Annotated in this window: 12 protein-coding genes; 6 read left to right on the top strand and 6 right to left on the bottom strand. The window is 56.1% G+C overall.

The features are described 5' to 3' along the window. Positions 1–83 precede the first annotated feature (83 nt). From fhuB to hrpB, 6 genes are all read right to left on the bottom strand, one after another. On the bottom strand, positions 84–2,123 hold the full coding sequence (gene fhuB / locus ACLJPE_RS14915) for a Fe(3+)-hydroxamate ABC transporter permease FhuB (protein ID WP_114050536.1): 2,040 nt from the start codon (positions 2,121–2,123) through the stop codon (positions 84–86). A gap of 14 nt (positions 2,124–2,137) precedes the next feature. Then, positions 2,138–3,028 carry a Fe(3+)-hydroxamate ABC transporter substrate-binding protein FhuD gene (gene fhuD, locus ACLJPE_RS14910; RefSeq protein ID WP_001205358.1) on the bottom strand — a complete coding sequence of 297 codons (891 nt, stop codon included), beginning with the start codon at positions 3,026–3,028 and terminating at the stop codon, positions 2,138–2,140. Next, entirely contained in the window at positions 3,028–3,825 is a 798-nt protein-coding gene (fhuC, locus tag ACLJPE_RS14905) for a Fe3+-hydroxamate ABC transporter ATP-binding protein FhuC (RefSeq protein ID WP_001157202.1), read from the bottom strand. The genes fhuD and fhuC overlap by 1 nt, the downstream gene beginning before the upstream one ends. A gap of 48 nt (positions 3,826–3,873) precedes the next feature. Continuing rightward, complete coding sequence (gene fhuA / locus ACLJPE_RS14900; RefSeq protein WP_023197096.1) at positions 3,874–6,117, bottom strand: ferrichrome porin FhuA; 2,244 nt, start codon at positions 6,115–6,117, stop codon at positions 3,874–3,876. 292 nt (positions 6,118–6,409) lie between these two features. After that, positions 6,410–8,932, bottom strand: coding sequence for a bifunctional glycosyl transferase/transpeptidase (gene mrcB / locus ACLJPE_RS14895; protein ID WP_000918127.1), 2,523 nt, complete (start codon positions 8,930–8,932; stop codon positions 6,410–6,412). 140 nt (positions 8,933–9,072) lie between these two features. Beyond that, complete coding sequence (gene hrpB, locus ACLJPE_RS14890; RefSeq protein ID WP_039513892.1) at positions 9,073–11,511, bottom strand: ATP-dependent helicase HrpB; 2,439 nt, start codon at positions 11,509–11,511, stop codon at positions 9,073–9,075. A 72-nt stretch (positions 11,512–11,583) separates the two neighbouring features. On the opposite strand from hrpB, the gene thpR reads away from it, so the two are divergent. The 6 genes from thpR (at position 11,584) to folK (ending at position 16,467) form a co-directional block, all read left to right on the top strand. Continuing rightward, on the top strand, positions 11,584–12,114 hold the full coding sequence (thpR, locus tag ACLJPE_RS14885; protein WP_001294186.1) for an RNA 2',3'-cyclic phosphodiesterase: 531 nt from the start codon (positions 11,584–11,586) through the stop codon (positions 12,112–12,114). Positions 12,115–12,130: 16 nt separating this feature from the next. Next, a complete protein-coding gene (gene sfsA, locus ACLJPE_RS14880; protein WP_000899412.1) occupies positions 12,131–12,835 on the top strand; it encodes a DNA/RNA nuclease SfsA in 705 nt (234 codons plus the stop codon). A gap of 176 nt (positions 12,836–13,011) precedes the next feature. Continuing rightward, a complete protein-coding gene (dksA, locus tag ACLJPE_RS14875) occupies positions 13,012–13,467 on the top strand; it encodes an RNA polymerase-binding protein DksA (protein ID WP_001155232.1) in 456 nt (151 codons plus the stop codon). 68 nt (positions 13,468–13,535) lie between these two features. Further along, a complete protein-coding gene (gene gluQRS, locus ACLJPE_RS14870) occupies positions 13,536–14,432 on the top strand; it encodes a tRNA glutamyl-Q(34) synthetase GluQRS (RefSeq protein ID WP_024134219.1) in 897 nt (298 codons plus the stop codon). A 161-nt stretch (positions 14,433–14,593) separates the two neighbouring features. Continuing rightward, complete coding sequence (gene pcnB, locus ACLJPE_RS14865) at positions 14,594–15,991, top strand: polynucleotide adenylyltransferase PcnB (protein ID WP_204100804.1); 1,398 nt, start codon at positions 14,594–14,596, stop codon at positions 15,989–15,991. Further along, on the top strand, positions 15,988–16,467 hold the full coding sequence (gene folK, locus ACLJPE_RS14860; protein ID WP_000150781.1) for a 2-amino-4-hydroxy-6-hydroxymethyldihydropteridine diphosphokinase: 480 nt from the start codon (positions 15,988–15,990) through the stop codon (positions 16,465–16,467). Before pcnB ends, folK begins: the two co-directional genes overlap by 4 nt. Positions 16,468–16,692 lie beyond the last annotated feature (225 nt).

Here is a 16,692-nt window from a genome sequence, read left to right as displayed (position 1 = left end):
GGATGAATTGCCGGGTGACGATTACCCGGCCTACATTCTACGCCGTAGGCCGGATAAGGCATTTATGCCGCCATCCGGCAAACTCAGCGGCTCTGTTTACGTAGCAAATAGATAAAGTACGGCGCGCCAATAAAGCTTGAAAGCAGTCCCGCCGGGATCTGATACGGAAATAGCGCCATCCTGCCGCACCAGTCGGCAAAGACCAGTAAAACGCCCCCTGCCAGCGCCGAGATGACCATATGCGGCATCGTCCGGCGAAAACCGAGCATCCGCGCAATATGCGGCGCCATCAGTCCAACGAAACTCAGCGGCCCAATGGTCATCGTCGCAGTTGCCGTCAAACAAGCCGCCAACGCCAGCAGCGCGATACGCGACGGCGTAAGCGCCATGCCCACCGCGCGCGCGGCATCGCCGCCCAGTGGCAAAATCGTTAACCAGCGGCGACACAACGGCACAATTGCCAGCAAAATCACCATCACGATCGCGGTTCGCGTAACCTGCCCGCCAGTGGCGTTATAGGTAGATCCTGCGATCCAGGTCAACACTTCCGCCATCCGCGGGTCGCCGCTCGCCTGGAGCATCATTAGCAGCATGGTAAACGCGGTGCTGAGCGCCATCCCCGCCAGCAACATCCGTTGTGGCGAGAAACCGCCGCGTCCGGCGGCTAACATAATAATCAGCAGTGTCGCCGCCGCGCCCAGGCTTCCGGCGGGCAGTAGCCAACCGAAGGCATTCCCCGGCACCAAAAACAGCATCAACACCACGCCAAACGCGGCTCCGGAACTGATCCCCAGCACTTCCGGACTGGCCATTGGATTACCGGTCAGACGCTGAATAATGCAGCCCGCCACCGCCAGCATGACGCCCGCCATTAACGCCGCCAGTATCCGCGGCCAGCGCCACGGCATCAGTTCCTCAAGCAGCGTTCCGCTCGCCCACGTCCAGCCGTGCGCGTCGCGACCAAAAGAGAGCGCGACCCATGTTGCCAGTAGCAGGAGCGCGCCACCGGCAACGGCAAAAGCGAGGACATGCCGACGTTCCGCCGCCACACGATCGCTGGCGTTCATATCCGGCGTGCTCATGCTTTTAAGCCGCGGCAGCAGCCACAGGAGCAGCGGCGCGCCGATTAGCGCCGTCACTGAACCGGTGGAAACTTCCATCCATACGCGGGTGAGCCAAAGGATAATCTGATCGGATAGCCACAAAATAAGCGCCCCAATGAGCGGCGCCAGCATCAGGCGCGCCAGCAGACATCTTGCGCCAAGCATTTTCGCCAGCAGCGGCGCAAACAGGCCGATAAAACCGATAATGCCCACCGCGTTGACCAGCAGCGCGCTCAACACAATCGCCAGCGACAGCGCCGCCAGACGCGCTAAAGACAGCGCCAGCCCCAGATTACGCGCAACGCCGTCATCCAGCCCCATCAGCGTCATCGGGCGTAACAACAATAACGTGAGCATCACACCGCCCAGCAACTGCGGCCACAGACGCTGCACGCCGCTCCAGTCGGTTTGCGTCAGCGTTCCGGTGCTCCATAAAAACATGCTTTGCAACTGATCGTGGTGGAAAATCACCAGTAACTGGTTGATTGCGCCACAATAGAGGCTAACCACCAGCCCGGCGAGGATCAGGGTCACTGGCGACAGACGTTTGCCCCACGCCACGCCGAACACCAGCGCGCCGACGATACAGGCTCCCGTCAGGGCGGCAAACTGCGTCGCCAGCGCGCCGGGAATCGCCCATAGCGTAGTCACCGTGATCCCCAATTGCGCGCCGGTCGCCACGCCCAGCGTGGTCGGTTCCGCCAGCGGGTTACGCAATACTTGCTGGAACAGGACGCCTACCAGCCCAAGCCCCGCGCCCACCAGCAGCGAAATCGCCAGTCTTGGCAACAGGCTGTAATGAAAAATCATCTGCTCAATGATGTCGATATCCGGTGACCAGATAGCCTGTTGCCACTGACTGCGCGGTAGCGCAACGGAGAAGTTACCCCATGTTAGCCAGCAAGCGGCAACAAACAGCGCCAATAACAGCAACGCCGGATGGCGGCTTCGCCTTATCCGGCCTACAAAGCGCCCGAACCGTAGGTCGGATAAGGCGCTTTTCGCGCCGCCCTCCGGTATTTCACGTTTTCTGCTCACGCTTTGCCTCCCAACACGTTATCCAGGATGCGGACAAAATGCATCGTGGAGAGGGTCGCGCCATAGAACCAAACGGCGGGCACCCGGTGAAAGCGCCCGGCGCGGACAAACGGCATGGCCTGCCACAGCGGCGTTGCCATCAGCGCGTTCATATCGGTGCTATTCCCGTGATCGAAGCAGATCACATCCGCTTCTTTATACATCGCCAGCCGATCGATGCTGACCGCCGTACTGCCCCAAAAGTTGGTTTCACCCTGCCAGGCATTGACAATGCCATACTCGTCCAGCACCTCCTGGAACAGGCAATTCGGGCCGAGCACCAGCATATGCCGTGGATCGATAAGCGTCGTCATCAGTAACGGACGCCCCCCGCGGCGGATAAAATGCGGCTTCTGGCTGGCGATGAAGCGATCGTATTGCGCCAGATGTTTTTCTGCCGCAGCTTCCAGATTCAGCGTCTGCGCCAGTTCAACCAGCGAGCGTCGGGCCACCGCCAGCGGCTTTTTGCCGTCGCTAAAATCGAACCCGCGCCCCGGCGCGATCCGCGCCAATTTTTCCGGCGAGGGTCCGTAACCTGCCGACCAGACCATAAACGACGGCTTCATCTCTGTCAGCAGTTCGAGATTGGGTTCAGTACGAAGACCCACATCAATCACCGAATCCGGCAACGGCGGTTCGCTAACCCACAGCTTATAATTTGGCACGTCCGCCACGCCATAAGGCGTAATACCGAGCGCCAGCAGCAGCTCAACCGGCAGCCACTCCAGCGCCACAATCCGGCGGGGATCGATAGCGGCAGCCTGCGCCGTATTCATTTGCCACAGCAGCGGCGAGAGCGCCATCGCCGTTAATAAACGGCGGCGAGTAAGAGGATATAAATCACGCATTAATACACAAAACTCACAGGTGCCGCGCCCGCTGGATGCGGAAGGATACCCATCGGGATACCGTAAATCTGCTCCAGCGTGTCACTGCGCATCAGTTCCGCAGGCGTTCCTTGCGCAATCATTTCACCGCCGCGTAGCGCGACTAAATAATCACAGTAGCGGGCCGCCATGTTGATATCGTGCAGCACCGCAACCACCGTCAGCCCGCGCTGCTGGCTTAAACGATGCACCAGCGCCAGCACGTCAACCTGATGGGCGATATCCAGCGCTGACGTCGGCTCATCCAGCAGCAGACAACGGCTGTCCTGCGCGACCAGCATGGCAATCCACGCGCGCTGGCGCTCGCCGCCGGAAAGACTGTCTACCAGACGATGCGCCAGCAGTTTTAAGCCGACCAGCGTAATCGCCTCGTCTACTTTTTCCCGGTCCGCGACGCCAAAGCGCCCCAGCGCGCCGTGCCACGGATAGCGGCCAATCGCTACCAGTTCGCGCACCGTCATTCCTTCCGCCTGCGGCAATTGTTGAGGCAGATAGGCAACTTTGCGGGCAAACGCCTTGCTGCTCCAGCTCGCCAGCGGCTGATTGTCGAGCAGAATATCCCCTTCGGAAGGCGGCTGATGGCGGCCCAGCATTTTTAACAGCGTGGATTTACCGGAACCATTATGGCCGATAAGTCCGGTGACGCGACCTGCGGGAAACGTTAACGAGAGAGGGTGTAAAAGCGTGCGGCCCGGCACACGAAAGGCGACGCTTCGCAGCGCAAAGGTGGTATCGGAATGAATGTGGTTTTCCTGCATCGCAGCCAACTTGTAAAACGGGCACGGCAAGCCGTGCCCAAAAAGAAATTAGAAACGGAAGGTTGCCGTTGCAACGACCTGACGTTCTGCGCCCCAGAAACAGCCGTAGGTCTGGAAGCAGCTGGCGACGTATTCGCGGTCGAGCAGATTATTGACATGAAGGGCAACGTTGGAGCCTGCCATGCCTACGCGCGCAAGGTCATAACGTACCAATGCATCGACAACCGTATAACTCCCTACTTTAAAGGAGTTTGCCGGATCGCCATAGCTTGACCCCGTGAAACGCCCGCCAGTCCCCAGCGTTAAACCGGACAATGGACCATCAAAGAAAGTGTAATCGCCCCACAACGACGCCATATGCTTTGGTACCTGTGCTGGAGTATTACCTTTATAAGTCGTATCCGTCGTGTATTCGGCGTCAGTATAGGTGTAAGAACCCACGACGTTGATGCTTGCAGAAAGCGCCGCTTTCGCTTCTAATTCCACGCCGCGGGCGCGAATTTCACCGCCTTCAACCGAGAAGAAAGACCCCGCCGGATCAGCCATCAGGTTGTTGGTTTTGGTCAACTGATAGACCGCACCGGTAATGACTATCGGCCGATCATTCGGTACATATTTAACCCCCGCTTCATACTGCTTACCTTTCGAAGGTGCAAATATTTTCCCGTTCTCTCCCGTCTGTGAAGCCGGCTCAAACGACTCACTATAACTGAAGTAAGGCGTTATTCCATTATCAAACAGATAGTTAACACCACCACGCCAGGTAAACTGCTTATCATCACGTTTAGATGTGATGCCAGTAGTGCGATTCAGAGACTCTTGATCGGCCCAGTCATAACGCCCACCCAATGTTACCAGGACTTTATCCCACTGTGCCTGGTCCTGGACGTACAGACCCGTTTGCTTTTGCTTATTCAAAATCTGGTACGGGCCGGATGTTGCTGGATCTCGCGAAGCAAAGTCGAAATCAGTGTACACCGGGTTATAGAGGTCAAGCAGAGGTACGGAGTCGTCGTAGCCAAACCAGGCATTGATATCATTACGCATACGCATAAAGTCGACGCCGGTCAGCAGCGTGTGATCCACCTCACCGGTGGCAAATTTACTTTGCAACTGAGTATCAACGGAGAAGTTTTGCAGTTTCTCATCGTCAACAACATATTTACGAGCCAGATAATGACCTTTGTCCGCTGGCGCTAATGCCGCGCACTGCTTGCTGTAACTGTTTGCCGGATCGGAACAAACGCCGTAACCATAGACGCTATTTTGCGAGACTTTATTCTCGGCATAGCGCAAATTCTGGCGCACGGTAAAGGTGTCGTTGAATTCATGATCGAAGCTGTACCCTACCATCTTCTCATTACGAGAATAGGTATTGTTTTTCGCCCCTTCGTTGAAATCTGTTGGCAGACGTTTACCGTTTGGCAGCGGCTCAACCGTTCCCTCTTTCGGCAGCCAGCCGTAGTAACCCGTCTCTGGTTCATTCTGGAAGTAAGAGAGAAACGTAAAGTTTGTCTTGTCATCCGGACGCCAGGTGAACGCTGGCGCAATCGCATAGCGCTGCTCTTCCGCGCGATCCTGCTGCGCATTGGCGGAACGAGCCAGACCGGTCAAACGATACGAATATACGCCCTCTTCATCCAGCGCGTCGCTGAAGTCAAAACCAGTCTGGAACAGACTGTCAGTACCCATCTTGAACTGAATTTCTTTCAGCGGCTCCGTCGTCGGACGCTTGCTAACCATATTCAGCAAACCGCCAGGGCTACTTTTCCCGTACAGAACGGAAACCGGACCACGCATCACTTCCGCGCGTTCCAGCATATAAGGGTCTATCACCGCATCATTATAGAAGTTGCCCTGCATTTTCAGGCCATTCAGATAGTTATTCTGGCTTTGGCCATCAGCGGCGAAACCGCGAATGATCAGGTAGTCGTAAGTATTGGACGCGCCACGAGTGCCCACGGCAACGCCAGGGGTATAACTCAACGCTTCTTTAACCGACTTTGGCTGATGCAACGCCATCTCTTCGGCGGTAACAACGGAAATAGACTGCGGCACCTTTTGAATCGGCGTGTCCGTTTTGGTTGCCGTGGCGGATTGTCTTGCAGCGATGGTTGCCGCCGGTCCCCAGGCGCTTTCCTGCGCGGCAGGCGCTGCGGTTACGGTAATGGTTTCTTCTTTCGGTTGAACCGCCGCCTGTGCATAGACAGACATGCCGCTAACCGCTGTGGCTACTACAACTGCGATTTTACGCAGTGAGGAGTTTGGCTGAGCAGTTTTAAGACGCGCCATTGGTATATCTCTGATGAAAGTGAATGATAACGTAAACGATAATTATTATTATAACCGCAGCATGATAGGCGAAATATCGTCGCAATGGCAAGCGATACGCGGCCCTACGAAAACTAAGGGGTTAAGAAACAACCAGATGAAAAGGAAGGGTTAATAAATTAGACTGAAATGTTATTTATAGGGGATTTGCCGGATGGCGACGTAAGCATCTTATTCGGCCTACGTCGCGCGTAATGGAGTCGTAACGGTGTAGACCGGGTAACCACAGCGCCACCCGGCACTATTACCGTGATTAATTGCCGCCGAACATCTCCTTAATCCAGCCGGCAACGCCGTCGCTCTTCTCTTCTTTCGGCGGCTGTTGCTGCGCAGGCTGCTGCGGCTGAGACGACTGATCGAACGGATTGCCTGACGGCTGCTGTTGCTGCTGCATCATCTCGCCCTGCTGGCACAGCGTGTTTGGATCGTCCGTCCAGACCGGCAGAGTGCGCATACCGCCGCTACAGACAAAATTACCGTCGTAATCAACGCCCATATCCACCACATCTTCCGGCGGCGTCAGAACTAAAGGCGTCGGCGTCTGGTTCGCCAGATAGCGCTGGTAAATCGCCATCGCGCCGCTGGCGCCGTACAATTTCGTCGGCTGGTTGTTATCACGGCCTACCCAGGTGATAGTCACCTGGCTGCCGTCGATACCGGCAAACCAGGTATCGACATTGTTGTTTGTCGTCCCGGTTTTACCCGCCAGATGCAGACCCGGATATTTCGCGCCAAGCTGACGCCCCGTACCACGCTGGACGACCTGCTGCATTGTCCAGAGCGTCAGGTAAGCCGCCTGTGCCGGTACAGCGCGTTCAGCTTGCGGATAACTTTGGTACAGCACCTTACCATCTTCCGCAATAACCGAACGCAGCGCTGATAACGGCGCGCGATTTCCGCCGCTGGCGATAGTCTGGAACGCCTGCGCCACTTCGATCGGCGTCAGGTTCAGCGCTCCTAACAGCATAGCCGGAACCGGATTGAGCTGATCTTTCGGCACGCCGAGCTTCGTCCAGGTATCGGTTACCGCCGGTAAACCTAACGCCATCCCCAGATTGACCGTCGGTACGTTCATTGAGCGAGTTAACGCATCCACCAGCATCACTTTCCCGCTTTCGCTGTAGCGACGATCGTCGTTCTGCGGCGACCAGACCTGACCATTCGGCTGGCGCAGAGAAATCGGCGCATCGGCAATCCAGGTGTTCAGACGGTATAAGTTCGGCTGACTTAACGCGGTCAGATAGGTCGCCGGTTTCGCCAGCGACCCGATGGAACGGCGCGCCTGCATGGCACGGTTATAGCCGGCATACTGCGGCTCCGCCCCGCCAACCATCGCGCGCACCTCGCCGCTAAAGCGATCCACTACCACCATCGCGGTTTCCAGATCGCTCAATTTACGCTGTTTCTTCAACGCCGGAATGCCTTCGACAACGGCTTTTTCTGCGGCATCCTGCGCCACGGAGTCAAAGGTGGTGAAGATCTTCACGCCGGAGAGATCTTTAATTTTATCCCCCAGCTTCGCCTGCAGTTCCTGACGAACCATCTGCATAAACGCTGGCTGCGGTGAAATAACGCCGCCGCGCGGCTGTACGCCAAGCGGACGCGCGCTCAGCATGTCATAGAGTTCCTGATCGATGATTTTCTGCTGCTGTAACAGGCGTAACACCAGGTTACGACGCTCCAGCGCCAGTTTCGGGTTGCGCCACGGGTTATAAATCGACGCCCCTTTAACCATCCCAACCAGTAACGCCTGCTGATCGAGGCTCAGTTCCTCTACCGGACGACCAAAGTAATACAGGCTCGCCAGCGGAAAACCGCGAATTTCATTGTCCCCGCTTTGACCGAGGTAGACCTCGTTCATGTACAGCTCAAGAATACGATCTTTACTGTAACGGGCATCCATGATCAGCGCCATGTAGGCTTCATTCGCTTTACGCCAGTATGATCTTTCGCTGGAGAGGAACAGGTTCTTCACCAGCTGCTGGGTTAGCGTACTGGCCCCCTGCACCGTGCGTCCCGCCGTCAGGTTGGCCAGCACCGCACGCCCGATAGAGTAAAGACTAATGCCATCATGCTCATAGAAATGACGGTCTTCCGTCGCCAACAGCGTATCGACCAGCAGATCCGGGAAACCGCTGCGCGGGACGAATAAACGCTGCTCGCCATTTGGCGAAGAAAGCATGGTGATAAGCCGCGGATCGAGACGGAAGAAGCCAAACTGGCGGTTGTTATCCAGATTGACGATGGTTTCCAGACGCCCGTCACTGAACGTCAGCCGCGCGCGCACCTGCCCTTCTTTGCTGTCCGGGAAGTCAAACGGACGACGGATCATCTCAATGCTATTGGCCTGCACGGTAAATTCGCCGGGACGGGTCATCTTCGTCACCAGACGATACTGCGTCGCTTCCAGCAATTTCACCATCTCGTTTTTGCTGACAGGCATGTCTGGCTCAAGGTTCACCATCCGGCCATATACCGCCGCCGGAAGCTGCCAGACCTTGCCATCAATACGGCTGCGGATTTTTTGATCCAGATAGACGCCGTAAATGGCGAACAGCACCACAAAAACGATAAACAGTTTTAGCAATAGCCACAGCCAGCCGCGCTTGCCACGAGGCTTACGCCCTTTGCCCTTACCTTTACGCGGCATCGGTTCTTCATCCTCATAGTCATCATCATAATCGTCGTCATGCTGCCGACGACGGCTCACCTTTTGTTTCACAGGACGTGACGGTTTCCCCTTACGTCCAATCGGCTCGCGGTCATTCCCCGCCATGCTTTTTCTCCGCAACATACAGGCGCAAAGGCCCGATTCTCTATTCTTCCGCCAGACGACAGAAGAAGAAATCTCTCAATTTACCCTTTTGCCGGATGGCGATTAACGCCTTATCCGGCCTGGAGGCAACGTATAACACGTCACGAATACTTCTTCGTGCGCCGCGTTGGGGCCGTATTCGCCGGATCGTCCGGCCAGACATGTTTGGGGTAACGGCCCTTCATCTCTTTTTGCACTTCTCGATACGCCCCCTGCCAGAAAGCGCTTAAATCGCGCGTAATCTGTAGCGGTCGCTGCGCAGGCGAAAGCAGCTCCAGCACCAGCGGCACGCGGCCCTGAGCGATGGTTGGAGTCTTCGCTTCGCCAAACATTTCCTGCATTCTGACCGCCAGAGCGGGCGGGTTATCTTCATGATAACGAATCGTTATTCGGCTTCCCGTCGGCACAGTGTAATGCCCAGGCAGTTCACTATCCAGACGTTGCAGCATGGCATAGTCAAGCAGTCCCCGTAACGCCTGAGTCACATTCAGAGATTTCAGACTCCGTAACGACTGTACGCCTGTCACGTGCGGCAGCAACCAGTTTTCCAGAGTCGCCAGCAGCGACGCCTCATCCACGGCAGGCCAGTCATATTCCGGCAGCCATTTCGCCGCACAGTGCAGACGCAGACGGAACTGCTCCGCTTCCGGCGTCCAGTTAAGGACGGCCAGACCTTTATCGCGGATGCCGTTCAGCATCGCCTGATGAAGCTCCTCTTCAGACGGCTTCGCCAGTGGCTGAACGTTAACCGTCAACTGTCCAATACGCATTCTGCGCCACGCTTTCAACGTTCCCTGCGCTTCGTCCCATTCAACCGTGTCAGACTGGCGCAGTAAATCAGGACACGCCTGAATCAGCGAGGCAATATCCAGCGGCTGCGCCAACAATATTCGGGCGTCCGGCGAGGCGCTACCTTGCAGCAACAGCGGCGCGATCAGCCATTCATGACGTCCCAACGCGTCATCCGCATCTAGCATCGCGCCCATACCATTGGCTAACTGATAGCGCCCTTCCTGACCACGACGCCGCGCGATGCGGTCGCTAAACGCTCTGGCCAATAGCGGCATAATAAGCGCGCTATCCGGCTCGCCATTACGCACCTGCAGCCGTTTTAAAAGCTGCTGGCTACGCTGCTGCCAGCCCGGCTGTCGCCGCGAAAATAGCACGCTTAAATCCGTACCGCCGCCGCGCGGCGGGTCCTCAAGGATGGCCGCGAGCATGGCGGCGGTGGCGGCGCTATCGCCCTCGCCGGCGTTGACTAACATCGCCGCCAGGCGCGGATCGTTACCCATTGCCGCCATTTTCCGCCCCCGCGCGCTTAACCGCTCGCCCTCCAGCGCGCCTAACATCAATAATAAACGGCGGGCGGCCTGAAGATTCACCTCCGGCGGCCTGTCCAGCCAGAAAAGCGATGCCGGATCGTGACATCCCCACTGCAACACCTCCATCAACAAACCGGAGAGGTCGCTGTGTAAGATTTCCGGATCGCTTTGCGCCGCCGCCCGCTCCGCCTGTTCTTTTGCCAGCAGATGTAAACAGATACCCGGCGCCAGTCGTCCGGCGCGCCCCGCGCGCTGCGTCATTGACGCCTGACTGATACGCTGCGTAACCAGCCGCGTCAGTCCCGTTCGCGCATCGAATCGCGCCACGCGCTCCTGAGCGCTATCGACGACCAGACGAATCCCTTCAATCGTCAAACTGGTTTCGGCAATGTTAGTCGCCAACACCACTTTACGCATCCCGGCGGGTGCGGGAACAATCGCTTTGCGTTGCGCTTCCAGAGACAATGCGCCATACAGCGGACAAAGCAGGACATCACTCCCTACCCGCGACGCCAGATGTTCATGAACGCGCTGTATTTCGCCTACGCCGGGTAAAAATAGCAGCAGCGAACCGTTTTCATGGCGCAGCAGTTCCGCTGTCGCCATCGCGACGGCTTCATCAAAACGCAAATGCGCCGCGAGCGGCTGATAACGTCGCTCTACCGGGAACGCGCGCCCCTCCGAGACGATCGTCGGCGCATCAGGCAGTCTCTGACAGAGCCTGTCGTTATCCAGCGTCGCAGACATGATTAACAGCCTGAGATCGTCACGAAGCCCTTGCTGGATGTCCAGCAACAGCGCCAACGCTAAATCCGCCTGTAAACTGCGCTCATGAAACTCATCCAGTATCACCAGCCCCACGCCGCGTAATTCGGGATCGCGCTGAATCATTCTAGTCAATACGCCTTCTGTCACTACTTCCAGCCGGGTACGCGGCCCCACGCAGCTTTGCGCGCGCATCCGGTAACCTACCGTTTCGCCAGGCTTTTCATTCAACGCTTCCGCCAGACGCTGCGCGACATTACGCGCCGCCAGACGACGCGGTTCAAGCAGGAGGATTTTTCCAGCAACCGGACCTTGTTGCAGGAGTTGCAGGAGTTGCAACGGCAGCCAGGTGGATTTCCCCGCCCCGGTAGGCGCGGACAACAAAACCTGCGGCGCGGTTTTTAGGGCTGTCAACAATTCAGGCAATACGGCGGCAACGGGCAATGACGTCACAAACGGCTCCACGGGGTTAACTTTCTTTGCGCCGCATTGTAGCATCGTGTTAATCCATAACCGAGTATCCCTATGTCTGAGCCAAAACGGCTGTTTTTTGCGATTGACTTACCCGACGACGCGCGCACGCAAATTATCGCCTGGCGCGCCGCTCATTTTGCGTCTGAAGACGGACGCCCCGTCGCAGCGGCGAACCTGCACCTGACGCTGGCCTTTTTAGGCGACGTCAGTAACGATAAGCAGCGCGCGCTTGCGCAACTGGCCGGACGAATTCGCCAGCCGGGCTTTACGCTACATCTGGATGACGCCGGTCAGTGGCTGCGTTCACGCGTGGTGTGGCTGGGGATGCGCCAGCCGCCGCGCGGGTTGTTGCAGTTGGCTAATATGCTGCGCGCGCAGGCCGCCCGCAGCGGTTGTTACCAAAGCCCGCAGCCTTTTCACCCGCATATTACGCTGCTGCGCGACGCCAGCCATACGGTGGCTATCCCGCCGCCGGGCTTTTGCTGGTCATTTCCGGTCACGTCATTTGCGCTTTACGCCTCTTCGTATGGGCAAGGCCGTACCCGCTATGCCGAGCTGCAGCGCTGGACGCTGGGCGAATAATAATGAAGGAATGTCGATGCTATTCTCCCCCCCTTTACAACGCGCTACGTTGATTCAGCGCTATAAACGTTTTTTAGCCGATGTGATCACCCCTGACGGTACGACGCTTACGCTGCACTGTCCTAATACCGGCGCAATGACCGGCTGCGCCACGCCAGGCGATACCGTCTGGTATTCGACATCAGAAAATACTAAACGCAAATATCCGCATACCTGGGAATTGACTGAAACGCAATCCGGCGCATTCATTTGCGTGAATACGCTGCGGGCGAACCAGCTAACGAAAGAAGCGATTCAGGAGAATCGCCTGCCGGCGCTGGCGGGGTACAATATTCTGAAAAGTGAAGTCAAATATGGCGCCGAGCGCAGCCGTATAGATTTTATGTTACAGGCAGATTTCCGCCCGGACTGCTATATTGAAGTGAAATCGGTCACGTTAGCGGAAAAAGAAAACGGTTATTTTCCCGACGCCATCACCGAACGAGGGCAAAAACATCTTCGGGAGTTGATGGGCGTTGCGGCGGCAGGTCATCGCGCGGTGGTGGTGTTCGCGGTGCTGCACTCCGCCATTACACGTTTTTCACCCGCACGTCATATCGATATAAAATACGCGCAGCTATTGAGCGAGGCTCAGAATAAAGGCGTGGAAGTTTTAGCTTATAAAGCAGAACTTTCAGCCCAAAAAATGGAACTGAACGAACCAGTACCCATAACGTTGTAGTGGAATAACAGCCTGATTATTAAGTATTCTGGCCGCGTGCGTAAATACGCTTTTCCTCACAGGGTTGTCAAGTGTTACGTTTAGATAATTGCTATCCGGAAAAGCATCTGCTATTTATAGCGACCTGATTTTCCCCCGAACATGGGGATCGATAGTGCGTGTTAAGGAGAAGCAACATGCAAGAAGGGCAAAACCGTAAAACATCGTCCCTGAGTATTCTCGCCATCGCTGGGGTGGAGCCGTACCAGGAGAAACCGGGCGAAGAGTATATGAACGAAGCCCAGCTATCGCACTTCAAGCGTATTCTTGAAGCATGGCGTAATCAACTCCGGGATGAAGTCGATCGCACTGTGACGCACATGCAGGACGAAGCCGCCAACTTCCCCGATCCGGTCGATCGCGCCGCGCAGGAAGAGGAGTTTAGCCTGGAGTTACGTAATCGTGACCGTGAGCGCAAACTGATCAAAAAGATCGAGAAGACGCTGAAGAAAGTGGAAGATGAAGACTTCGGTTATTGCGAGTCCTGCGGGGTGGAGATTGGTATCCGCCGCCTGGAAGCGCGTCCAACAGCCGATCTGTGCATCGACTGCAAAACGCTGGCTGAAATTCGCGAAAAACAGATGGCGGGTTAATCCCGTTCGTTTCTACCCTATTTATGACAGGCGGGAGTTTTCCCGCCTTATTCTTTATTGCCCGCAGCATGACTGACTCACACTATATTGGCCGTTTCGCGCCGTCGCCATCCGGCGAACTGCATTTCGGCTCGTTAATCGCCGCCCTCGGCAGCTATTTACAAGCCCGTGCGCAACGCGGAATTTGGCGCGTTCGCATAGAGGATATCGACCCCCCACGTGAAGTTCCCGGTGCCGCAGCGACCATTCTGCGCCAGCTGGAACATTACGGCCTGCACTGGGATGGCGAGGTCTTATGGCAATCACAGCGTCATGAGGCTTATCGCGAGGCGCTGGCCTGGCTTCACGAGCAGGGACTGAGCTACTACTGCACTTGCCCCCGCTCGCGCATTCAACGTCTGGGCGGTATTTACGACGGCCATTGCCGGACGTTATACCACGGGCCGGAGAATGCCGCCGTCAGAATTAAACAGCAGCATCCGGTGATGCGTTTCCATGATGCCTTGCGCGGCGATATTCAGGCTGACCCACAGCTGGCGAGCGAAGATTTTATTATCCACCGCCGCGACGGACTGTTTGCTTATAATCTGGCCGTGGTGGTCGACGATCATTTTCAGGGAGTGACGGAGATCGTCCGCGGCGCAGATTTAATCGAACCCACTGTCCGACAACTTTCGCTGTATAAACAGTTTGGCTGGCGTGCGCCAGGTTACGTGCACCTTCCGCTGGCGCTCAACGAACAAGGCGCTAAACTTTCCAAGCAAAATCATGCCCCTGCGCTTGCGACAGGCGATCCGCGCCCGGTACTGATCCAGGCATTGCGCTTTTTAGGCCAACGCGCCGTCGTAGCGTGGCAGGAGATGTCTGTTGAGGAGTTGCTACGCTTTGCGGTGGAGCACTGGAGGCTTGCAGCCGTACCCACATCGGCTAATGTAAATCCGGCATTCTCAAATGCGTCTCGCTGAGCTATGATTAGCCGCTATTTTTGCTCATCGTCTTTCGCATTGCTGCGGCGTTAATGATGCTTACAGCCCAGGTCGCGTTGTTCTCTTACGCCCGTCTGCCGTAATGCGAAAGACATAGAGTAAGTTGATCTTATTAATGTATGACACTACCGAGGTGCGCTATTTTTACCCGAGTCGCTAATTTTTGCCGTAAGGTGTTAAGCCGCGAGGAGAGCGAGGCAGAACAAGCCGTCGCCCGTCCACATATGACGATTATCCCGCGTGAACAGCACGCTATCTCCCGCAAAGATATCAGTGAAAATGCCCTCAAGGTACTGTACAGGCTGAACAAAGCGGGCTATGAAGCCTACCTGGTCGGCGGCGGCGTCCGCGATCTCCTGCTCGGCAAAAAGCCGAAGGATTTCGACGTGACCACCAACGCAACACCGGATCAGGTACGGAAATTATTCCGCAATTGCCGTCTGGTGGGGCGTCGTTTCCGCCTGGCTCACGTGATGTTTGGCCCGGAAATTATCGAAGTGGCAACGTTTCGTGGTCATCATGAAGGCAGTGAAAGCGACCGTACGACCTCCCAGCGTGGGCAAAACGGTATGCTGCTGCGCGATAATATCTTCGGCTCTATCGAAGAAGATGCCCAGCGCCGCGATTTCACCATCAACAGCCTTTACTACAGCGTAGCGGATTTTACCGTGCGCGATTACGTCGGCGGGATGCAGGATCTGCAAGAAGGCGTGATTCGCCTGATCGGCAATCCGGAAACGCGCTACCGCGAAGATCCGGTTCGAATGCTGCGCGCCGTGCGTTTCGCTGCGAAGCTCAATATGCGTATCAGCCCTGAAACGGCTGAGCCAATCCCGCGTCTGGCAACCTTGCTAAACGACATTCCTCCCGCGCGCCTGTTCGAAGAGTCGCTGAAGCTGTTGCAGGCGGGGAACGGTTTTGAAACCTATCAACAACTGCGGGAATACCACCTCTTCCAGCCGTTGTTTCCTACCATTACGCGTTATTTCACCGAAAACGGCGACAGCGCAATGGAACGCATCATTGCGCTGGTATTGAAGAATACGGATAACCGCATCCGTAACGAAATGCGCGTTAATCCGGCATTTTTGTTTGCCGCCATGTTCTGGTATCCGCTGCTGGAAATGGCGCAAAAAATCGCTCAGGAGAGCGGTCTGGCCTATTACGACGCTTTCGCGCTGGCCATGAATGACGTGCTGGATGAAGCCTGCCGTTCGCTGGCGATCCCGAAACGTCTGACCACGCTTACCCGTGATATTTGGCAGCTTCAGTTACGGATGTCCCGTCGTCAGGGCAAACGCGCCTGGAAGCTGATGGAACATCCTAAATTCCGCGCCGCGTTTGATTTGCTGGAGCTGCGCGCTCAGGTGGAAAATAATACTGAGCTGCAACGTCTGGCGCAGTGGTGGGCCGAGTTTCAGGCTTCCGCGCCGCCGGAACAAAAAGGGATGCTCAACGAGCTGGACGACGATCCTGCTCCACGCCGCCGCCGTTCACGTCCGCGCAAACGCGCGCCGCGCCGCGAGGGCACCGTATGACGATCGCGTATATCGCGCTTGGCAGTAATCTGGCCTCTCCGCTGGAGCAGGTCAATGCCGCCCTGAAGGCTATCGCCAACATTCCCGATAGCCGTATCGTTGCGGTTTCTTCGTTTTACCGCACGCCGCCGCTTGGCCCACAGGATCAGCCCGATTACCTGAACGCCGCGGTGGCGCTGGATACCGCCCTCATCCCCGAAGAATTGCTTAACCATACCCAGCGCATTGAGCTGCAACAGGGCCGGGTGCGCAAAGCGGAACGCTGGGGGCCGCGCACGCTGGACCTCGACATTATGCTGTTTGGCGATGAAGTGATTAACACCGACCGTCTGACGGTTCCGCACTACGACATGAAAAACCGCGGCTTTATGCTGTGGCCGCTGTTTGAGATCGCTCCAAAACTGCGCTTCCCCGACGATGGCGTCGCGCTGACGCAGCTTGTTCATCAACATACCCCCGCACCAGCATACTGGTAATTTTTAATTAATATTATTTTTAAGAAACCTGTATTATTACTTCGCTCACTAATTAATGGAATAAATCCAATCGTTATTTTCACTTAAAAGATTGTTTAGCAAAAATGAATGTCATTTATATGTAAAATTATTAAATTGATTCAGTGAATTCATTAACATCCCTCTCCCCCTAAAGCCGCTTTTTTTGCAGATTTAATGTACTATCTTGTTTTTAAACATCATTAA

It is taken from the genome of Salmonella sp. SAL04196, from assembly GCF_046550835.1.
Taxonomy (GTDB): Bacteria; Pseudomonadota; Gammaproteobacteria; order Enterobacterales; family Enterobacteriaceae; genus Salmonella; species Salmonella enterica.
This window is presented reverse-complemented; position numbering and strand designations above follow the sequence as displayed.